Consider the following 18,654-nt stretch of genomic DNA (forward strand, 5'->3'; position numbering starts at 1 on the left):
GCATGCTTTTTCGTGGAGGCGGACAATAATGAAATTCTACCAAAAACTCCTGGCAGCAACCGCGCTGGTGGCTCTGATGAGCGGTGCTGCATCGGCGAAGACCTTTGTGTATTGCTCGCCGGCTTCGCCGGAAGGCTTCGATCCGGCTGCCTATACCGGCGGCGATACGTTCGACGCCTCGGCCCATCCGGTTTACAACCGCCTTGCCGAATTCGAAAACGGAACGACGAAAGTCGTGCCCGGTCTCGCAGAAAGCTGGGACGTTACCGACGACGGTCTGGAATACACCTTCCACCTGCGCAAGGGCGTCAAGTTCCATTCGAACGACTATTTCACGCCGACCCGTGATTTCAACGCCGACGACGTGATCTTCTCCTATGATCGCATGCGCAACAAGGACAATCCTTGGCACCAGTACACCGCTGGCATCACCTACGAATATTTCGACAGCATGGAAATGGGTGCGCTGATCAAGGACATCGTCAAGGTTGACGATTACACCGTCAAGTTTGTGCTGAACCGTCCGGAAGCGCCGTTCCTCGCAAATATCTCGATGCCTTTCGCTTCGATCATTTCGAAGGAATACACGGACAAGCTCGCCGCTGATGGCAAGAAGGACGACCTGAACCAGGTTCCGGTCGGCACCGGCCCGTTCCAGTTCGTCGCCTACCAGAAGGACGCCGTCGTCCGCTTCAAGGCCAACGAAAACTATTGGGGCGGCAAGCCGAAGATCGACGATCTCGTCTTCGCGATCACGACCGATCCGGCTGTTCGCGCACAGAAGCTGAAGGCTGGCGAATGTCACCTGATGTCCTATCCTGCTCCGGCAGACATCAAGGGCCTCCAGGCCGATTCCAACCTCAAGGTCGACGAACAGGCTGGCCTCAACGTCGCCTACTTCGCGTACAACACGCTGAAGGCGCCTTATGACAAGCCGGAAGTCCGCAAGGCGCTGAACCAGGCCGTCAACAAGCAGGCCATCGTCGATGCCGTGTTCCAGGGTCAGGGCCAGGTTGCCAAGAACCCGATCCCGCCGACGATGTGGGGCTATAACGACAAGGTCGAGGACGACAAGTACGATCCGGAAGCCGCCAAGAAGGCTCTTGAAGCCGCTGGCGTGAAGGATCTGAAGATGAAGCTGTGGGCGATGCCTGTCAGCCGTCCTTACATGCCGAATGCCCGCCGTACCGCCGAACTCATGCAGTCCGATCTGGCCAAGGTCGGCGTCAACGCCGAAATCGTTTCGATGGAATGGGGTGAATACCTCAAGAAGTCGTCCGACAAGGACCGTGACGGCGCCGTGATCCTCGGCTGGACCGGTGACAATGGCGATCCGGACAACTTCCTCGGCACGCTTCTCGGCTGCGCCGGCGTCGGTTCCAACAACCGCGCCCAGTGGTGCTACAAGCCGTTCGAAGACCTGATCCAGAAGGCCAAGGTCTCGACCAGACAGGAAGAGCGCACCAAGCTTTACGAAGACGCACAGGTGATCTTCAAGGAACAGGCTCCTTGGAACACCATTGCTCACTCGACGGTCTTCGTGCCGATGTCGGCCAAGGTCACGGGCTTCAAGCAGAGCCCGCTCGGCGACTATCGCTTCGAAGACGTTGATATCTCCGAGTAAAATCTGACAACACGAGCGGCCGGGTGTAGGGTGATCCCCTGCACCCGGTCGGAGTTTTTGTATGTTCCGCTTCATATTGAACAAACTCGTCTATCTGGTTCCGACCTTCATAGGCATCACAATCGTGGCTTTTGCCTTCGTCCGGGTTCTTCCGGGCGATCCCGTGCTGTTGATGGCCGGCGAACGCGGCGTAAGCCCCGAGCGCCATGCCGAACTGATGGCGCAACTGGGCTTCGACCGCCCGATCTGGCAGCAATATCTCGACTATGTCTGGAACCTGCTGCACGGCGATTTCGGTCAGTCCCTGGTGACCAAAAAGCCTGTTCTCGTCGAATTCTTCGCGCTGTTTCCCGCAACTGTCGAGTTGTCCATCTGCGCGATCATCGTGGCTATTCTCCTCGGCATCCCTGCCGGCGTCATCGCGGCTGTCAAGCGCGGCTCATGGTTCGATCAGGGCCTGATGGGCATTTCGCTGGTCGGTTATTCGATGCCGATCTTCTGGTGGGCGCTCCTGCTCATCATCCTGTTCTCAGGCGTGCTGCAATGGACGCCGGTATCCGGTCGCATCTCGCTGCTCTATTTCTTCCCGCCCGTCACCGGTTTCATGCTGATCGACAGCCTGATGTCGGACCAGAAGGGCGCTTTCGCCTCCGCGGTCTCGCATCTCATCCTGCCGACCATCGTGCTTGCGACCATTCCGCTCGCCGTTATCGCCCGCCAGACGCGCTCTGCGATGCTGGAAGTCCTGGGTGAAGATTATGTGCGCACCGCGCGCGCCAAGGGCCTGCCGGTTCGTCGCGTCGTCGGTCTGCATGCGCTTCGCAATGCGATGATACCCGTTATCACGACGATCGGCCTGCAGGTCGGCGTTCTGATGGCCGGTGCGATCCTCACGGAGACGATCTTCTCATGGCCCGGTATTGGCAAATGGATGCTCGATTCCATTTTCCGTCGCGACTATCCGGTCGTGCAAAGCGGATTGCTGCTGATCGCATTCATCATCATGCTGGTGAATCTGGTCGTCGATCTGCTGTACGGCCTCATCAATCCGCGTATCCGGCACAAGTGAGGGTATCATGACACACTCAGCTATTCAGCCGGAAGCCGTGAACGACGTTGGCAAGATGCGCGCGTTGAGGGATTTCTGGTTCTATTTCAGCGTCAATCGCGGCGCTGTGATCGGTCTTTTCGTATTTCTCGCGATCATTCTGGTCGCAATCCTTGCTCCGCTTATTGCGCCGCATGGACCTACGGATCAGTTCCGTGAATTCCTAAAGACTCCGCCGTTCTGGGAAGATGGTGGCACGACGCAGTTTCTTCTCGGTACTGACGAAGTTGGGCGGGACATTCTTTCCCGCCTGATCTACGGTGCGCAATATTCGCTGCTTGTCGGCTTCGTCATCGTCATCATCTCGATGTGCCTCGGCATCACGATTGGCCTTATCACCGGCTATTTTGGTGGCGGCGTCGATACGGTGTTCATGCGCATCATGGACGTTATCCTGGCATTCCCGTCGCTGCTGCTGGCGCTGGTTCTGGTGGCGATCCTTGGGCCCGGCCTGATCAATGCCGTTCTGGCGATCACGCTGGTCCTGCTGCCGCACTTCTCGCGTCTTACCCGCGCTGCCGTGATGGCGGAAAAGGAACGCGAATATGTGACCGCGGCCAAGCTTGCCGGTGCAAGCAAGCTGCGCCTCATGTTCAAGACCATTTTGCCGAACTGTCTTGCCCCGCTCGTGGTGCAGGCGACGATGTCGTTCTCCAACGCCATTCTCGACGTTGCAGCTCTGGGCTTTCTGGGCATGGGCGCGCAGCCGCCCACACCCGAATGGGGCACGATGCTTGCATCCGCACGTGAGTTTATCACGAGCGCCTGGTGGATCGTCACGTTCCCCGGCCTTGCGATCCTGATTACTGTTCTCGCCATCAATCTGATCGGCGACGGTCTGCGCGATGCGCTTGACCCGAAGCTCAAGAGGAGCTGACCGATGGCGCTGTTAGAAATCAAGAATCTATCGGTTTCTTTCGACACCTCGACCGGTCCCTTCAAGGCGGTCGATGGGATCGACATTACGGTGGACAAGGGCGAAGTGCTGGCGATTGTCGGTGAATCAGGTTCGGGCAAGTCTGTCGGAATGCTCGCCGTCATGGGCCTCCTGCCCAAGTCAGCGACCGTTACCGCAGATGTCATGACCTTCGTCGGCCAAGACTTGCAGGCGATGTCCGACAAGGAACGCCGGAAGATCATCGGCCGCGACATTTCGATGATTTTCCAGGAACCTGTCGCAAGCCTCAATCCCTGCTTCACGGTCGGGTATCAGCTTGAGGAAGTGCTGAAGCAGCATATGGGCATGAACGGCTCGTCAAGCCGTGCCCGCGCCATCGAGCTTCTGGAACTCGTCGGCATTCGCGATGCGGCGGAACGCCTGAAAAGCTTCCCGCATCAGATGTCGGGCGGCCAGTGCCAGCGCGTCATGATCGCGATTGCGATTGCATGCAATCCCAAGCTCCTCATCGCAGACGAACCGACGACGGCTCTCGACGTGACGATCCAGAAGCAGATTCTCGATCTGCTGATGCGGCTTCAGGTGGAGCACGGCATGGGTCTGATCATGATCACCCACGACATGGGTGTGGTTGCCGAAACGGCGGACCGCGTGATCGTGCAGTACAAGGGCCACAAGATGGAGGATGCCGACGTGCTGTCGCTGTTCTCCGCGCCCAAGCATCCTTATACCCGTGCGCTGCTGTCGGCCCTGCCGGAGAATGCGACCGGCGACCGTCTTCCGACGGTGTCAGATTTCGTCTTTGAAAATAATGGTGCGGGAGAAGCGTGATGAGCGAGATTGTTCTCGAGGCGCGCGATATCAAGCGCGATTATCATGTCGGCGGCGGGCTGTTCGGTAAGCCAAAAGTGGTTCATGCCGTCAAGGGCGTGAGCTTCAAGGTGGAGAAGGGCAAGACGCTGGCGATCGTCGGTGAATCGGGTTGCGGCAAGTCCACGCTGGCCCGCATTCTCACCATGATCGATCCACAGACCTCCGGCGAACTGAAGATCGGCGGCAAGGATGTGAACATCGCTCGCGATGGCCTGACGCCCGAAATGCGCCAGAAGGTGCAGATCGTGTTCCAGAACCCCTATGGTTCGCTCAATCCGCGCCAGAAGATCGGCGACGTTCTGGCTGAACCGCTGTTGCTGAACACCAATATGTCTGCGGAAGAGCGCCGTTCCAAGGCCATGCAGATGCTGTTGAAGGTCGGCCTCGGTCGTGAGCACTTCAATCGCTATCCGCATATGTTCTCCGGTGGCCAGCGCCAGCGTATCGCCATTGCGCGCGCGCTGATGCTCAACCCGAAACTGCTCATTCTGGATGAGCCGGTTTCCGCACTCGATCTTTCGGTGCAGGCACAGGTCCTCAACCTGCTGGCCGATCTGCAGGAAGAGTTCGGCCTTACCTATGTCTTCATCAGCCATGACCTTTCGGTCGTGCGCTATATCGCCGATGAGGTGATGGTGATGTATTTCGGTGAGGTGGTTGAATACGGCTCGCGCGACGACGTGTTCAACAATCCGCAGCACGATTATACGAAGAAGCTCTTCGCCGCGACGCCGCGTGCGGATGTGGATGCTATCAAGGCGCGCGTGGAAGCGCGCGCTGCTGCAAGACAGGCCGCCCATAGCTGACGCGCATCCTGCGCAGCCTGAAATTCGAAAGCCGCACATGAGAATGTGCGGCTTTTTTGTTCACGAAGAGGTTCCGCGCTGCTGATGCCAGGCCAGCGCACGCACAATGTCGTCTGCCGCAATCTTGCCGACCACGGCGCCGTTCTCGACGATGCCGACATCGCCGCTGCTGTCCGCTACGGCATTCATCAGTTCGCGCACCAGCGTTTCGCGCCGTGCGGTAGCCGCAAAAGGACGCGGTGCCGCATTGCGATCGAAAGGCACCATGATGTCTCCGGCGCGAAGCACGCCGAGCGGGTTCATATGCGCAACGAAGTCGGCGACATATGCATCGGCAGGCTGCAGGAGAATTTCCTGCGGCGTGCCGCACTGGACGATACGCCCGCCTTCCATGATGGCGATGCGATTGCCGATTTTCATGGCTTCATCGAGATCGTGGCTGACGAAGACGATGGTCTTTTTCAGGCGCGACTGGAAAGCCAGCAATTCGTCCTGCAACCGCGTGCGGATCAGCGGATCGAGGGCCGAGAACGGCTCGTCCATCAGCAGGATCGGTGCGCCGGTCGCAAAGGCGCGGGCAAGCCCGACGCGCTGCTGCATGCCGCCGGAAAGCTCCCCGACCTTGCGCTTGGCCCAGTCCTGCAGGCCCACGAGCTCGAGCTGGTCGCGGGCCTTGGCGAGGCGCTCTTCCTTGCCCATCCCGGAAATTTCCAGTCCGAAGGCGACGTTTTCCTCGACCGTGCGCCATGGCAGCAGGCCGAACTGCTGGAACACCATGGAAACCAGCTCGGTGCGCAGATGGCGGAGTGTCGCCCGGTCAGCCTTGCCGACATCGATGGCACGGTCGCCTTCACGCACGAGAACGCGACCGCGCGAAATCGGATTAAGCCGGTTGATTGCGCGAAGAAGGGTCGATTTGCCCGAGCCGGATAGCCCCATGAGAACGAGGATTTCGCCTTCCTCGATGTTGAGCGTGCAATTGTGGACGCCCAGGACGAGATTGGTTTCCGCCTGGATCTGCGAGCGGGTTGCGCCGCGATCCGCCAGCGCCAGCGCGTCGCCGACATTGCTGCCGAAAATGATGCAGACGTCTTCGAGTGCGATGATGGTCATCCGCTTGTTCCTATTTCTCGTTCCCAGCGCGGAAGATGCGATCAAGTATGATTGCAACCACGACGATGATAAAACCTGCTTCGAAGCCGAGAGAAATGTTGACGGAGTTCAGCCCGCGCACCACCGGCACGCCGAGGCCGTCGGCGCCGACAAGCGCGGCGATGACCACCATCGAAAGCGAAAGCATGATCGTCTGGGTCAGGCCCGCGAGGATTTGCGGCATCGCATAGGGCAGCTCGACCTTCCAGAGAAGTTGCGAGCGTGACGCGCCAAAGGCTTCACCCGCTTCTATGAGCGAGGACGGTGTGGAGGAAATGCCGAGCTGCGTCAGGCGGATGGGGGCGGGGATCACAAAGATGACGGTCGCAAGCAGGCCCGGCACCATGCCGATGCCGAAGAAGACGATCGCCGGGATCAGGTAGACGAATGTCGGCAAGGTCTGCATCAGGTCGAGAACCGGACGCATCGCGGCGTAAAGCGCCGGACGATGGGCCGCAGCAATGCCGAGCGGCACGCCGATCGCCATGCAGACAAAACACGATGACAGGACGAGTGTCAGTGTCTTGAGGGTCGGTTCCCAGTAGCCCTGATTGATGATGAAGAGGAAACCCAGAACGGTGAGCAGGACGACTGAGATACGACGCTGGATCAGCCATGCAATGATTGCGAAGATGGCGATCAGAAGCAGTGGATGCGGCAGTTGCAAGAGATACAACAAGCCGTCAATCAGGCCCTGCATGATCGCCGCCAAAGTGTCGAAGAAAAGCCCCAGATGGGTCGTCAGCCAGTCCACCACAGATTTGGCGGTTGGTCCGACAGGAATCTTGTAGTCCGTCAGCCAGTTCAACGATCAAGTCTCCTGCTGCGTGCTTGTGATGAAGGTGCTGGAATGTGCCGGGCCGCGTTTGTCGCAGCCCGGCGGCATAGGAGAATCAAAGGCCGAGCGCCGCCTTGACGGCCGGCAGGCCTTCCTTGCCGTCGACGGTCGTCACGCCTGCGAGCCACTGGTCGAGAACGCCGGGATTGGCCTTGAGCCAGTCCTGTGCGGCTTTCGACGGTTCCTGGCCGTCATCGAGAATCTTGCCCATGATCTCGTTTTCGATATCGAGCTTGAATTCCAGATTGGTGAGGAACTTGCCGACGTTCGGGCATTCCTGCGTGTAGCCGGTGCGCACATTGGTTTCGACCTTGGCGCCGCCGAGATTGGGGCCGAAGAAATCGTCGCCGCCGGTGAGGTAGGCGATTTCGAAACGCTTGTTCATGGGATGCGGCTCCCATGCCAGGAACACGACCGGGTCCTTGCTCTTGATGCTGCGCGCGACCTGCGCCAGCATTCCCTGCTCGGAGGATTCCGCCAGTTCGAAGGACTTGAGACCGAAGGCGTCCTTGTTGATCATGTCGAGGATCAGGCGGTTGCCGTCATTGCCCGGTTCGATGCCGTAGATCTTGCCGCCCAGCTTGTCCTTGAACTTTGCGATGTCCTTGAAGTCCTTGAGGCCTTCGTCATAGGCGTATTTCGGCACCGCGAGGGTGTATTTCGCGCCCGTCAGATTGGTGCGCAGCGTCTCGACGGTCTTGTCGTCCAGATAGGGCTGGAGGTCGGCGCTCATGGACGGGTTCCAGTAGCCGAGGAAGACGTCGATGTCCTTCTTGCTCAGCGACGCATAGGTCACCGGCACGGAGAGAACCTTGATGTCGGTCTTGTAGCCGAGACCTTTGAGGATTTCCGTCGCCACCGCCGTCGTGGAGGTGATGTCGGTCCAGCCGACATCCGAGAAGCGGACGGTCGAGCAGCTTTCGGGTTCGGCGGCGACGGCGTTTGCAGGGGCGCTCAGCATTGCCGTTCCCGTGGCAAGCCCACCCAAGGCAAGCGTAAGCATAAGGGTCGATACGGACTTCATTGTTCTCTCCATTTACCGGGCCGTTTTTACGGATTGATTGTTTTTCCGGTTCCAGCTTTAGCAAACACCAAAGATTTCGCCATTCAAGTACCATAGCGGCGAAAATGTTCTTGATTGCGACGTTGACCGCAGTTTCCGGCGAAAAACCGTTTCGCACCTGATTTGAAACCGCCTTGAAGCTGTTGTCGCTCATCATTTCCGGAACCGTCGGCCAGGGGAGGCGGGCAGGATTGCCACGCACTTGGCCGAAGCGGGTTGGCGCCATGTTACGGATCGGCTCCCGGGATTCAACCCTGTCAGCGGAAAATGACGGATAAAATCAGTTGGATGAGCGTTCGAGTGGATTGAATTTGACGTTTGATATCCGTCCGATATAAATCTCGTTTCAAACGTCAAATTCGAAAATCCACGCGATTCATAAAGTTACCAGTGGTCTGATTCCGACATTTGCTCAGCGTTCATATCCGCGGGATGCAAATGTCGGAATCAGACCATTGGGTTGTCGAAAAGATGAGCACACTCTATTTGAGAACCAGTGGCTTTTTCAGGCCTGGCTGCTTGCGAACGGGACTTGCGATGCATAGGTCCGCGTGCGGTGCAGACGCGGTGCGAAGCCCCGGATTATGGGGCAAAAGGAAGGATATTTTACAGTGTGGAATGCAGTAAAGGGCGTTTTTTCCTTCCTCGGACGTTTCATCGCGGCGCTTGCCCGCCTGATTGCCATTCCGCTTGGCGGTTTGTGGCGGCTTTTCCTGCGGCTCGGAATTTTGTGGAAAGTTGTAAGCGCGGTCCTCGTGATCGGTCTTGGCGGGCTTAACCTCTATTTCATCTGGCAGACTCAAGCCTGGACGAATTTCGATCCCGACTATCCGGCCAAGTACAGCTATCAGAACGCGACGACGCCCGGCGAAGAGGTGAAAGCGGAGGCCGCGCCAGCCGAGGTTCCGTCCACTGCCGCACCGGCAGAACAGCCCGCTACCGCGCCATCAACCGGCCAGAACAGCGATGCCGCAACGGCGAATCAACCGGTTCAGGCGGCGCAATTGCCGTCGTCGGCGCGCAAATGTTCGCGTTCGGCCATTGCTGAAGTTGCTGCCGATCTCACCGATTTCAACGTCAACCAGAATGCATGGATTTCCTCCATGCTGCTCTACAAGCTCGGCTTTTTCGGGCTGGATTGGGACCGCACACCGTTCCTCGACAACAAGGCTTCGTTCCAGCGCGGCGTCAATGCAGCCGTGCGCCGCACGGCGATTGAACTCGTTGATAATATCGGACGCCTCAGAGGTACATCGCAGATCGATGGCGATCTGCAAAAGGCGCGCGGCAATCTGCAGTTTGCCGAAGATTCCTGGTATTTCGGCCTGAGCCCTTTCGGTCCGAAGACGCCGACGCCAAGCTATTACCGTTCGGCAATCAAGGATCTGCGCGCCTTCAACGGGCGGCTGGAAAACTGTCAGGCAACATTCGATGCCCGCGCCGACAATCTGATCCAGTTCGTGGACCGTATCGCGAGCGACCTCGGTTCGACTTCGGCCATCCTCAAGGACCGTGCCGAGAATTATCATGCCGGCTGGTTCGACACGCGCGCGGATGATCGTTTCTGGTTCGCCTATGGCCAGCTTTATGCCTATTACGGCCTGCTGCGTGCAGCACATTCCGATTTCCGCGGCGTTCTAGCGGAAAAGCACCTCGATGGTGTGTGGGACGAGATGGAAAAGCAGATGCGCGCCGCGCTCGACATGCAGCCTTTCATCGTTTCCAACGGCAGCCCCGATGCCTGGTTCACGCCGTCGCACCTGACCACGATGGGCTTCTACATCCTGCGTGTCCGTTCGAACCTCGTCGATGTGAAGCAGGTTCTGGAGCGCTGACGGGCAATGGAACTGCCAGCTTCCTTGCGACAGGCGGTGGATGCCGCGCTTGAGGGCGTGGCTCTGGCCGACCTGAAGCGCGCATCCGAAATGCTTTCGCGCCGTTACCGGGCCGAGACGCGCGACGGGCGCATGCATATTTCCGACGATCTTGCCGCGAAAGCCTATCTGGCGGCGCGCCTGCCTGCGACCTATGCGGCGGTTCGCGCCAGTATGGACAGTGCAGCCGAGGTCTGTCCCGATTTCGCGCCGCAATCCATGCTGGATGTGGGCGCAGGGCCGGGAACGGCGCTTTGGGCGGCAAAGCAGTGCTGGCCCATGCTCCAATCGGCAACGATGATCGAGGCAAGCCCTGCAATCCGTGCCGTGGGAAGCGGCCTTTCGCAAAATAGCGGATTGCCCGATCTCGATTGGCGGGCAGGGGATGTGGTGCGGGAAAAGCTCGATTTTCCGCAGGCCGATCTCGTGACCATTGCCTATGTGCTGGACGAGCTTGCGCCTGAAAAGCGGCAGACGCTGATCTCGCGCCTGTGGGCAGCGGCAACGCAGATGCTGGTGATCGTGGAGCCGGGTACACCGGCGGGCTGGCAGCGCATTCTCGATGCACGCCGCACGCTCATCGCCCAAGGCGCAATCATTGCGGCGCCCTGTCCGCACCAGCTCGATTGCCCGCTGGTCGCGCCCGACTGGTGCCATTTCTCGCGCCGGGTCGCGCGCTCACGCATTCATCGTCTGACCAAGGATGCGGAAGTGCCGTGGGAGGATGAGAAATTCATCTATCTTGCTGCGGTGCGCGAGACGGTCAATGATGTGAAGGCGCGGGTCATCGCGCCGACACGGGTTGGCGGCGGCAAGGTTTCGGTTAAACTGTGCAGGGACGACGGCAGGGCCGAAGAACGTCTCCTGACCAAGCGCGAGGGTGATCTGTTCCGTTGGGCGCGCCGCGCCGACTGGGGCGATGCTTTGATTGAAGAGTGAGCCGGAACCAAAACGATGAAGATCAGTCTGGTCCAGTTGCGTCTGCTTGAAGCTGTTGCGGAGACCGGCAGCGTCGGTGCCGCCGCGCGCCGCCTGCGCCTGACGCAATCGGGCGCAAGCCAGGCGATTGCGACACTGGAAAAGATACTCGGGGTCGAGGTGCTGGCGCGAAAGCGCGACGGGGCTGCCCTGACGGCGTTCGGACAATCGATCCTTGCCGACGCCAAGGCGGCGCTTCAGGCCATCGACCGGATAGAGGTGCAGGCACGGTGCCGTGCTTCGGGCGCGCCTGAACGGCTGCGCGTTGCGGCAATCCCGAGCCAGCTCCAATATGTCCTGCCCGGTCTGCGAAAGACGTTTCAGCGGCTTTATCCCGGCATCGAGTTCAGCGCTTTCGAGGGTGGGCACGATGATGTCAGCCTGTGGGTGCGGGACGGCATTGCTGATCTCGGCATCACCTCGCTGCCCACGCCTGAGCTTGAGGCTCGCGAGGTTGGCCGCGAAGAACTGGTCGTGGTGGGCAGGCGGGACGATCCCTTCATGCGCAACGACACCGTTGCCGCGGAGGAACTGCGCAACCGCCAGCTGATCGCGGCTGCGGGCTGCGAAATGATCATCGACCGGATTATCCATGGCGATGGCGAAACGCGCAGCGAGCAGGTGCGCACGCGGGACGTCGCCACGGTGCTGGAAATGGTGCGGCATGGCATCGGCACCACGCTTCTGTCGGAAATCAGCCTGCCGGACGCCGATCTGCATGGATTGCGCGCGCGCCGCCTCAACCCGCCGACGTTCCGCACGGTCTATATCGTCTTTCGGGCCGACAGCCCGGTCAGGCATCTGATCGATCGGTTCTGCGATGTGGCCCTGCAAGCCAGAACCCGGGCGGCATAAGAAATTCTAATATCTCATATCTCGCTTATCCGTGGCGCTCGTCGCGGCCAGGAATGCAATAGTCCGGCGCTATTCCTTTTTCCTGCTGCGAGTGAAAATGACGGCCATCACCGACACCCATCCGACGAGTTCGACTTCCAATACCATACGCGGTCTTGCCTGGGGGCTGTCCGGGGTGCTGGTGTGGTCCGGTTCCTTCGTCCTGACCCGGTTCGGTTTCAAGACCGCCTTGACGCCATTCGACATCATTGCCCTGCGCTTCGGCGTGGCAGGGCTGGTGCTGTTGCCGGTCGTTCTGATGAAAGGGTTTGGCCTTCGCCAGCTTGGTCCGCTCGGCTTCGTGCTTCTGGCTTCCGGCGCAGGCGTTCCCTATGCGCTGCTGACCACCTGCGGCCTGCAATATGCCCCGGCGTCCCATGCGGCGGCGCTCATTCCGGGGCTGATGACGGCGATGGTCGCCATTATGGGAATGGCGCTTCTGAAGGAACATCTTGCACCGTCGCGGTGGTCCGGGGTCGTTCTGATCGTGATCGGGGCCATGCTGATCGCCGGTCTGTCGCAATTGGGCGGGCCGGAAATGCTCGGGCACCTGTTCTTTTTCGTCGCGGCACTGGTTTGGGCGATCTATGTCATGGTGTTTCGCAAGAAGGGGATGGACGGGCTGCATGCGACCGCCATCGCCGCCGTCACCTCGGCAATCGTCTATCTGCCGATCTACATGATCTTCCTGCCCAAGGGGATGGACGCGACACCCTGGGGCGATATTGCCCTGCAGGGGTTTTATCAGGGCGTTCTGACCTCGGCTTTCGGCGTATTCGCCTTCAACCGTGCCGTTGTCCTGCTGGGAACGGCTGCGGGGGCAGCGCTGTCGGCGCTGATCCCCGTCATTACTCTGGTTCTGGCGCTTGTCCTGCTTGGCGAAGTGCCGGGCTGGACCGACACGCTCGCCGCCTTCCTGATCAGCCTCGGCGTGCTGGCCCTGAACAGGAAGGGCAAGAAACCTGCCGCCTCATGATGCCTGCAAGGCAGGTCTTGCGGCAGGGCGGTTGATGATGAAGACCATGGCAGCGGCGGCAAAGCACATGGCACCGGCAAGGATCAGGGCTGGAGTGTAGCTGTCATAGTCGGTGCGCACGAGCCCCGCGAAGGCGGCTGCGGCCGCTGCACCGATCTGGTGGCCGGTGAACACCCAGCCAAAGACCAGTCCGGCTTTTTCCGGGCCGAAACGTTCGGCGGCAAGCTTGACCGTCGGCGGCACGGTCGCCACCCAGTCCAGCCCGTAGAAAACGGCGAACAATGCCAGTTCGTAGACGGTGAAATCGGTAAAGGTCAGGTAGATCAGCGACAGGCCGCGCAGCGCATAGAACCAGAACAGAAGCCAGCGATTGTCGAACCGGTCGGAGAGCCAGCCGGACATGATCGTGCCGATGAGGTCGAAGGCGCCGATCACGGCAAGGATGCCCGCAGCCCCCACCGGAGCGATGCCGAAATCGCCGCAAAGCGTGATCCAGTGCGTCTGGATCAGGCCGTTGGTGGAAAAGCCGCAGACGAAGAAGGTCAGGAACAGGACCCAGAAGGTCGCGGTCGACGATGCTTCGCGCAAGGTGACGAGCGGGGAGGCCAGCATGGCGCCGAAGCTCTTGCGGGGTTCAGGCGCTGGCAGCGGCGCGGTGCGGCCGAACGGTTTCAGGCCGATATCCGCCGGATGATCGCGCATCAGGGCGAGAACCAGCACAAGGGCCGCAACAAGGAAATAGATGACGATGGTGAGCGATGTGCGCCAGCCGATCGTCTGGCTGACGCTGGCAAGGATCGGCATGAAGACCAGCTGGCCGGTGGCGTTGCTGGCGGTCATGAGGCCGACGACGAGGCCGCGCCGCTTTTCGAACCAGCGGGCCGCGACGGTTGCGCCAAGCACAAGCGCGGTCATGCCGGTGCCAAGGCCGATTACGATGCCCCAGAGCCCCACCATCTGCCATTCCTCGGTCATGAAAATCGAGCCGACAAGCCCCAGCGAAATCATGATGAGAGCAGCGGCAACCACCCGGCGCAGGCCGAACTGGTTCATGAAAGCAGCGGCGAATGGCCCCATGAGGCCGAAAAGAACGAGGCGAAGCGCCATTGCGAAGGAGATATTCGCGTTGGTCCAGCCGAATTCACGCTGGAGCGGTTCGATCAATATGCCCGCCGATCCCATGGCGGCAGCCGTTGCCAGCATGGTCAGGAAGGTGATGGCGGCGACGATCCATCCGTAATGGATGTTTCTCTGGGCGAGAAAGCTGGCAAGGCGGGCAGAAATCATCTTTGGCGCTTTCGGGTTCAAGCTGGCTCTCGACCAGCCTTGCGTTTGATGGCGAAGCCAATCGCCCTGATCTTTGGTTTCCACGCATCGTGCTTTGCGAAAATCGTCACCGATTTCGGGCCGATGCTGTAGCGGGCGCATGGCTTCAGGTCATTGTTTTCAGTCAAAGGCGTTTGGTTTTCAGTCAAAAGGCGTTTGGCTTAGCCGAGCGCGCGGAGCAGATGCTGCAATTGCTCCACGCCGTCCTCTCCCAGCCGGGTTTCGATTTCCTCCTGCGCCTGATCCCAGAGCGGGCCGCCGCGCTCAACCAGATCGCGGCCATCAGCCGTGAGCGTGACGCTGGTCTCGCGATGGTCGTCGCTGGCGGCGGGCTCGATCAGGCCCATTCGCTGCAGAACCTTCACATTGCGGCCCATGGTCGAACGGTCCAGCTCCGACAGATGGGCGAGTTCCGTCACCGAGATGGAGCCCGCGCGCCGGATTTTCCGCAGCGTGCTGAACTGGGCGACATTGATGCCAAGCGGAGCCAGCGCGTTGTCGTAGACGCTCGACGTCTTGCGGGCTGCCTGGCGCAGAAGAATGCAGAAACACGGATGTGACATGTTGCGGGTATATACCCGTAAATAATTGCGCGCAAGTTCGAAGTGCAGAACAGGGCATTCGTTGCTGCCATGCTGCTGACAGCAACGACGTGTTCAGGAAGGGCTTGTCGCCTGCTCAGACGGCGATATAGGCGGTTTCCTTCACTTCCTCCATCACGGCATAGGTGTGCGATTCCCGCACGCCGGGGAGGGAAAGAAGCGCTTCCGAAAGGAAACGCCGGTAGTGATCCATATCGGATACGCGGGCCTTGACGAGATAGTCGAAGCCACCCGCAACCATGTGGCATTCCAGAATGTCCGGATTGTTGCGGGTGAAGGTCGAGAAGGTTTCAAAGACTTCCGGCGTGGTGCGGTCGAGCTTGATCTCGATGAAGACCAGCATGGCCCGGTCGAGCATCTTGGGCGAAAGCCGCGCCGAATAGCCTAGAATATACCCTTCGCGGGTCAGTCGCTTGACGCGTTCGGCGGTGGCCGTCTGCGAGAGATTTATGCGATCAGCCAGTTCGGTATTGGTCAGGCGTCCATTCTCCTGAAGGGCGCGCAAAATACTCCTGTCCATCGCATCGAGATTCTTCATCAGTTGTCCCCAATGGCCGTTTATGTGTGACGGCTCTATTCTTGATTTTTGCATATGTGTTTGAGTTGCCACGGAAATGAATCCGAAATCGATCCCCGACGCAAGACGAAACTTGTTGGGTGGTCCTACAAATTTTCGAACTGTTTCGGTGAATTGGCCTCAAATGTAAGCATACGTGCAAATAACAATCACAGGTTGCATAATAATCGCGGCCTGTGATAAGGATAAATGTGCATACTGAAAGTCATATTGCACCTGGAAATTTTGGCATGGGGTAAGGGGGGGCCGGATTGGGGGAATCGTCGCTTTCCTTCCGTCCCGTTCATCCCCGGTTCTGAGGAAGTCCGGACAGCCCCAAACTGTCCGGATTTCTTTGTGGTGATTGCGGAACGTGCCGAAGGCCCTGTCGGCGGCGAGCTGGACGGCGCTTTGCGGCCCGGATTGCGCGCCCGAATTTTCCGGTTGCAAGGAAACGGATTGAACGCTAACAGTAGCTCCATGAACATTTCGCGCAATATCGTCATCAACGGTTGGTGGTGGGCCCGCTAAAAGCGGCCACGCAGGCGTTTGTGCATTTGCGTTCAGGAAACAGGCCGCTGGGATTATCCGGGCGGCCTTTTTGTTTGGCTGTTTGTATAAGACCGGCGGGAGAAACCGGTTTCCGGGAATGTTTGGGAACAGTTGGAGCATGTCCCCGGAAGCGGGAGTCGTTTTTTGGGATCGAGACATGCGTCAAAAACAAATAGATAGAGCATTTTAAACCGGAAATGCTCTCGTTTTGGGATAGCCGATCATGAATGCGAAGATTGCGGATAGCGAGATATTCCAGCACGAGACGGCAGGCGGCATCGTCGTCGAGCGCGTGCGCCACCTCACAGCCTATAAGGGCGCGATCGAGACCTATATCGATGCGCTGAACGAACGGCGCGGTGCGGTGTTCTCGTCCAACTACGAATATCCGGGCCGCTATACGCGATGGGATACGGCCATCGTCGATCCTCCGGTGGTCATCACCTCGCGCGCCCGCACCATGCGCATCGAAGCACTGAATGCCCGTGGCGTCATTCTGCTTCGTCCCATTCTGGACACGGTAAAGGCGCTGGCCGAAGTGACGGTCGACAGAGCGGAAGAAAGCCGGATCGAGCTGACGATTGCCGAACCGAGCGGCACCTTCACCGAGGAAGAGCGCTCGCGCATGCCTTCGGTCTTCACGGTCCTGCGCGCCATTGTCGGCCTGTTCTTTTCCGAGGAAGACGCCAATCTCGGTCTTTACGGCGCCTTCGGTTACGATCTGGCGTTCCAGTTCGATCCGATCCAGTACAAGCTGAAGCGCCCCGACGATCAGCGCGATCTGGTGCTGTTCATCCCGGACGAAATCTTCGTGGCCGATCATTATGCGGCACGCGCCTGGGTGGATCGTTACGAATTCACCTGCGGCGGTTCTTCCACGCACGGTCTCGCACGTGCGACGCCTGCACGCGCCTTCAAGCCATCGGACGCCAAGCTTGCGCGGGGCGACCACAATCCGGGCGAATATGCGAAGCTGGTCGAGCGCGCCAAGGAGAGCTTCAAGCGCGGCGACCTGTTTGAAGTGGTCCCGGGGCAGACCTTCTATGAGCGCTGCCACACTGCGCCATCGGAGATTTTCCGTCGGTTGAAGACGATCAACCCGTCGCCCTATTCCTTCTTCATCAATCTGGGCGAGAATGAATATCTGGTCGGCGCGTCGCCGGAAATGTTCGTGCGGGTGAACGGCAGGCGCATCGAAACCTGCCCGATTTCAGGCACGATCAAGCGCGGCGAAGATGCGATTTCGGATTCGGAACAGATCCTGAAACTGCTGAACTCCAAGAAGGACGAGTCCGAGCTGACCATGTGCTCGGATGTGGATCGCAACGACAAGAGCCGCGTCTGCGAGCCGGGATCGGTGCGCGTCATCGGCCGCCGCCAGATCGAGATGTATTCGCGCCTGATCCACACGGTCGATCACATCGAAGGACGGCTTCGCGACGGCATGGATGCCTTTGACGGTTTCCTCAGCCATGCATGGGCCGTGACCGTGACCGGCGCGCCGAAGCTGTGGGCGATGCGCTTTCTGGAGGAAAACGAACGCAGCCCGCGCGCATGGTATGGCGGCGCGATCGGCATGATGCACTTCAACGGCGACATGAATACCGGCCTGACGCTGCGCACCATCCGTGTGAAGGATGGCGTGGCGGAAATCCGCGCCGGTGCAACGCTTCTGTTCGATTCCAATCCGGAAGAGGAAGAGGCCGAAACCGAATTGAAGGCTTCGGCCATGATCGCTGCGGTGCGCGAGGCGCAGAAGAGCAATCATGTCGCCGAGGAGCGCGTAGCGGCGAAGGTGGGAGAGGGCATCTCCATCCTGCTCGTGGATCACGAGGATTCCTTCGTGCACACGCTCGCCAACTATTTCCGCCAGACGGGGGCGACGGTTTCCACCGTGCGCTCGCCAGTGGCGGAAGAGGTGTTCGACAGGATCAAGCCGGACCTCGTGGTCCTGTCGCCCGGACCGGGCACGCCGCAGGACTTCGATTGCAAGGCCACCATCACCAAGGCGCGCAAGCGCGAACTGCCGATCTTTGGTGTCTGCCTTGGTTTGCAGGCGCTCGCCGAAGCCTATGGCGGCACGCTGCGCCAGTTGCGCATTCCGATGCACGGCAAGCCGTCGCGCATCCGCGTGTCGAAGCCGGAGCGGATATTCTCTGGCCTGCCGAAGGAGGTGACGGTTGGGCGCTATCATTCGATCTTCGCCGATCCGGAGCGTCTGCCGGATGATTTTCTGGTGACGGCGGAAACGGAAGATGGTGTCATCATGGCTTTCGAGCACAAGCACGAGCCGGTTGCCGCCGTTCAGTTCCATCCGGAATCGATCATGACGCTTGGCCACAATGCCGGAATGCGCATGATCGAGAATGTGGTGACGCATCTGGCGGGCAAGAACAAGGCGCGCCGCACCAACTACTGACCGAACGCTTGGCGTCGTGATTTCAAGCCAGCCGCGGCCCGCACCGCGGCTGGTTTTTTATGACCTGCCGGCGCTTGCTCATTGCCTGCTCTGGCAACTCATTTGCAACTGTAAT

Annotated in this window: 17 protein-coding genes and 1 pseudogene; 11 read left to right on the plus strand and 7 right to left on the minus strand. The window is 59.6% G+C overall.

What is annotated here, in order from left to right; genetic code table 11:
* Positions 1 to 28 precede the first annotated feature (28 nt).
* The 5 genes from ACS5UA_RS00455 (at position 29) to ACS5UA_RS00475 (ending at position 5,309) form a co-directional block, all read left to right on the plus strand.
* The gene (locus ACS5UA_RS00455) at positions 29 to 1,624 is read left to right on the plus strand and encodes an ABC transporter substrate-binding protein (protein ID WP_443101083.1); all 1,596 of its coding nucleotides are present in this window, start codon (positions 29 to 31) and stop codon (positions 1,622 to 1,624) included.
* A gap of 61 nt (positions 1,625 to 1,685) precedes the next feature.
* A complete protein-coding gene (locus tag ACS5UA_RS00460; protein ID WP_006467377.1) occupies positions 1,686 to 2,693 on the plus strand; it encodes an ABC transporter permease subunit in 1,008 nt (335 codons plus the stop codon).
* A 7-nt stretch (positions 2,694 to 2,700) separates the two neighbouring features.
* Positions 2,701 to 3,609 carry an ABC transporter permease subunit gene (locus tag ACS5UA_RS00465; protein WP_006467376.1) on the plus strand — a complete coding sequence of 303 codons (909 nt, stop codon included), beginning with the start codon at positions 2,701 to 2,703 and terminating at the stop codon, positions 3,607 to 3,609.
* A 3-nt stretch (positions 3,610 to 3,612) separates the two neighbouring features.
* The gene (locus ACS5UA_RS00470; protein WP_443101084.1) at positions 3,613 to 4,461 is read left to right on the plus strand and encodes an ABC transporter ATP-binding protein; all 849 of its coding nucleotides are present in this window, start codon (positions 3,613 to 3,615) and stop codon (positions 4,459 to 4,461) included.
* Positions 4,461 to 5,309, plus strand: coding sequence for a dipeptide ABC transporter ATP-binding protein (locus ACS5UA_RS00475; protein ID WP_006472712.1), 849 nt, complete (start codon positions 4,461 to 4,463; stop codon positions 5,307 to 5,309). Before ACS5UA_RS00470 ends, ACS5UA_RS00475 begins: the two co-directional genes overlap by 1 nt.
* 60 nt (positions 5,310 to 5,369) lie before the next feature.
* Here the strand turns inward: ACS5UA_RS00475 and choV are convergent, their stop codons facing one another.
* The 3 genes from choV to ACS5UA_RS00490 form a co-directional block, all read right to left on the minus strand.
* Positions 5,370 to 6,422: a choline ABC transporter ATP-binding protein gene (gene choV / locus ACS5UA_RS00480; RefSeq protein WP_006472713.1), complete on the minus strand. Its 1,053-nt coding sequence runs from the start codon at positions 6,420 to 6,422 to the stop codon at positions 5,370 to 5,372.
* A gap of 10 nt (positions 6,423 to 6,432) precedes the next feature.
* Positions 6,433 to 7,269, minus strand: a complete 837-nt coding sequence (gene choW, locus ACS5UA_RS00485) for a choline ABC transporter permease subunit (protein WP_006467372.1) — start codon at positions 7,267 to 7,269, stop codon at positions 6,433 to 6,435.
* Positions 7,270 to 7,354: 85 nt separating this feature from the next.
* Positions 7,355 to 8,323 carry a choline ABC transporter substrate-binding protein gene (locus ACS5UA_RS00490; RefSeq protein WP_006472714.1) on the minus strand — a complete coding sequence of 323 codons (969 nt, stop codon included), beginning with the start codon at positions 8,321 to 8,323 and terminating at the stop codon, positions 7,355 to 7,357.
* A gap of 623 nt (positions 8,324 to 8,946) precedes the next feature.
* Between ACS5UA_RS00490 and ACS5UA_RS00495 the strand changes: the two genes are divergently transcribed.
* The 4 genes from ACS5UA_RS00495 (at position 8,947) to ACS5UA_RS00510 (ending at position 13,084) form a co-directional block, all read left to right on the plus strand.
* Positions 8,947 to 10,197 carry a DUF2333 family protein gene (locus ACS5UA_RS00495; protein ID WP_443101085.1) on the plus strand — a complete coding sequence of 417 codons (1,251 nt, stop codon included), beginning with the start codon at positions 8,947 to 8,949 and terminating at the stop codon, positions 10,195 to 10,197.
* 6 nt (positions 10,198 to 10,203) lie between these two features.
* Entirely contained in the window at positions 10,204 to 11,175 is a 972-nt protein-coding gene (locus ACS5UA_RS00500; protein WP_443101086.1) for a small ribosomal subunit Rsm22 family protein, read from the plus strand.
* A 15-nt stretch (positions 11,176 to 11,190) separates the two neighbouring features.
* Positions 11,191 to 12,069 carry a LysR family transcriptional regulator gene (locus ACS5UA_RS00505; RefSeq protein WP_075042002.1) on the plus strand — a complete coding sequence of 293 codons (879 nt, stop codon included), beginning with the start codon at positions 11,191 to 11,193 and terminating at the stop codon, positions 12,067 to 12,069.
* Positions 12,070 to 12,166: 97 nt separating this feature from the next.
* Positions 12,167 to 13,084: a DMT family transporter gene (locus tag ACS5UA_RS00510; RefSeq protein WP_183515379.1), complete on the plus strand. Its 918-nt coding sequence runs from the start codon at positions 12,167 to 12,169 to the stop codon at positions 13,082 to 13,084.
* On the opposite strand, the gene ACS5UA_RS00515 is transcribed toward ACS5UA_RS00510, so the two are convergent.
* From ACS5UA_RS00515 to ACS5UA_RS00525, 3 genes are all read right to left on the minus strand, one after another.
* A complete protein-coding gene (locus ACS5UA_RS00515; protein ID WP_443101087.1) occupies positions 13,079 to 14,371 on the minus strand; it encodes an MFS transporter in 1,293 nt (430 codons plus the stop codon). The two genes, ACS5UA_RS00510 and ACS5UA_RS00515, sit on opposite strands and share 6 nt — an antisense overlap.
* 200 nt (positions 14,372 to 14,571) lie before the next feature.
* A complete protein-coding gene (locus ACS5UA_RS00520) occupies positions 14,572 to 14,973 on the minus strand; it encodes a MarR family winged helix-turn-helix transcriptional regulator (protein ID WP_006472718.1) in 402 nt (133 codons plus the stop codon).
* Between the two features lie 115 nt (positions 14,974 to 15,088).
* Complete coding sequence (locus ACS5UA_RS00525; RefSeq protein WP_006472719.1) at positions 15,089 to 15,550, minus strand: Lrp/AsnC ligand binding domain-containing protein; 462 nt, start codon at positions 15,548 to 15,550, stop codon at positions 15,089 to 15,091.
* A gap of 228 nt (positions 15,551 to 15,778) precedes the next feature.
* Between ACS5UA_RS00525 and ACS5UA_RS00530 the strand changes: the two genes are divergently transcribed.
* Complete coding sequence (locus ACS5UA_RS00530; RefSeq protein ID WP_021586995.1) at positions 15,779 to 16,099, plus strand: hypothetical protein; 321 nt, start codon at positions 15,779 to 15,781, stop codon at positions 16,097 to 16,099.
* Here ACS5UA_RS00530 and ACS5UA_RS00535 read toward each other — a convergent pair.
* Positions 16,074 to 16,345 (minus strand): annotated as a pseudogene (locus ACS5UA_RS00535) (hypothetical protein). The gene ACS5UA_RS00530 and the pseudogene ACS5UA_RS00535 sit on opposite strands and share 26 nt — an antisense overlap.
* Here ACS5UA_RS00535 and ACS5UA_RS00540 point away from each other — a divergent pair.
* Positions 16,344 to 18,539 carry an anthranilate synthase component I gene (locus ACS5UA_RS00540; RefSeq protein ID WP_021586994.1) on the plus strand — a complete coding sequence of 732 codons (2,196 nt, stop codon included), beginning with the start codon at positions 16,344 to 16,346 and terminating at the stop codon, positions 18,537 to 18,539. The pseudogene ACS5UA_RS00535 and the gene ACS5UA_RS00540 sit on opposite strands and share 2 nt — an antisense overlap.
* Positions 18,540 to 18,654: the final 115 nt, after the last annotated feature.

It is taken from the genome of Brucella sp. RRSP16 (assembly GCF_052246815.1).
GTDB classification, from domain to species: domain Bacteria; phylum Pseudomonadota; class Alphaproteobacteria; order Rhizobiales; family Rhizobiaceae; genus Brucella; species Brucella intermedia.

What these genes read in the sequence shown, in the direction of transcription:
- ACS5UA_RS00525 (WP_006472719.1), bottom strand. Translation starts at nt 15,550, where the DNA reads ATGAAGAATCTCGATGCGATGGACAGGAGTATTTTGCGCGCCCTTCAG.
- ACS5UA_RS00470 (WP_443101084.1), top strand. Translation starts at nt 3,613, where the DNA reads ATGGCGCTGTTAGAAATCAAGAATCTATCGGTTTCTTTCGACACCTCG.
- ACS5UA_RS00530 (WP_021586995.1), top strand. Translation starts at nt 15,779, where the DNA reads ATGTGCATACTGAAAGTCATATTGCACCTGGAAATTTTGGCATGGGGT.
- ACS5UA_RS00510 (WP_183515379.1), top strand. Translation starts at nt 12,167, where the DNA reads ATGACGGCCATCACCGACACCCATCCGACGAGTTCGACTTCCAATACC.
- ACS5UA_RS00515 (WP_443101087.1), bottom strand. Translation starts at nt 14,371, where the DNA reads ATGATTTCTGCCCGCCTTGCCAGCTTTCTCGCCCAGAGAAACATCCAT.
- ACS5UA_RS00495 (WP_443101085.1), top strand. Translation starts at nt 8,947, where the DNA reads ATGGGGCAAAAGGAAGGATATTTTACAGTGTGGAATGCAGTAAAGGGC.
- ACS5UA_RS00540 (WP_021586994.1), top strand. Translation starts at nt 16,344, where the DNA reads ATGAATGCGAAGATTGCGGATAGCGAGATATTCCAGCACGAGACGGCA.
- ACS5UA_RS00520 (WP_006472718.1), bottom strand. Translation starts at nt 14,973, where the DNA reads ATGTCACATCCGTGTTTCTGCATTCTTCTGCGCCAGGCAGCCCGCAAG.
- ACS5UA_RS00475 (WP_006472712.1), top strand. Translation starts at nt 4,461, where the DNA reads ATGAGCGAGATTGTTCTCGAGGCGCGCGATATCAAGCGCGATTATCAT.
- choV (WP_006472713.1), bottom strand. Translation starts at nt 6,422, where the DNA reads ATGACCATCATCGCACTCGAAGACGTCTGCATCATTTTCGGCAGCAAT.
- ACS5UA_RS00460 (WP_006467377.1), top strand. Translation starts at nt 1,686, where the DNA reads ATGTTCCGCTTCATATTGAACAAACTCGTCTATCTGGTTCCGACCTTC.
- ACS5UA_RS00465 (WP_006467376.1), top strand. Translation starts at nt 2,701, where the DNA reads ATGACACACTCAGCTATTCAGCCGGAAGCCGTGAACGACGTTGGCAAG.
- ACS5UA_RS00505 (WP_075042002.1), top strand. Translation starts at nt 11,191, where the DNA reads ATGAAGATCAGTCTGGTCCAGTTGCGTCTGCTTGAAGCTGTTGCGGAG.
- ACS5UA_RS00500 (WP_443101086.1), top strand. Translation starts at nt 10,204, where the DNA reads ATGGAACTGCCAGCTTCCTTGCGACAGGCGGTGGATGCCGCGCTTGAG.
- ACS5UA_RS00455 (WP_443101083.1), top strand. Translation starts at nt 29, where the DNA reads ATGAAATTCTACCAAAAACTCCTGGCAGCAACCGCGCTGGTGGCTCTG.
- ACS5UA_RS00490 (WP_006472714.1), bottom strand. Translation starts at nt 8,323, where the DNA reads ATGAAGTCCGTATCGACCCTTATGCTTACGCTTGCCTTGGGTGGGCTT.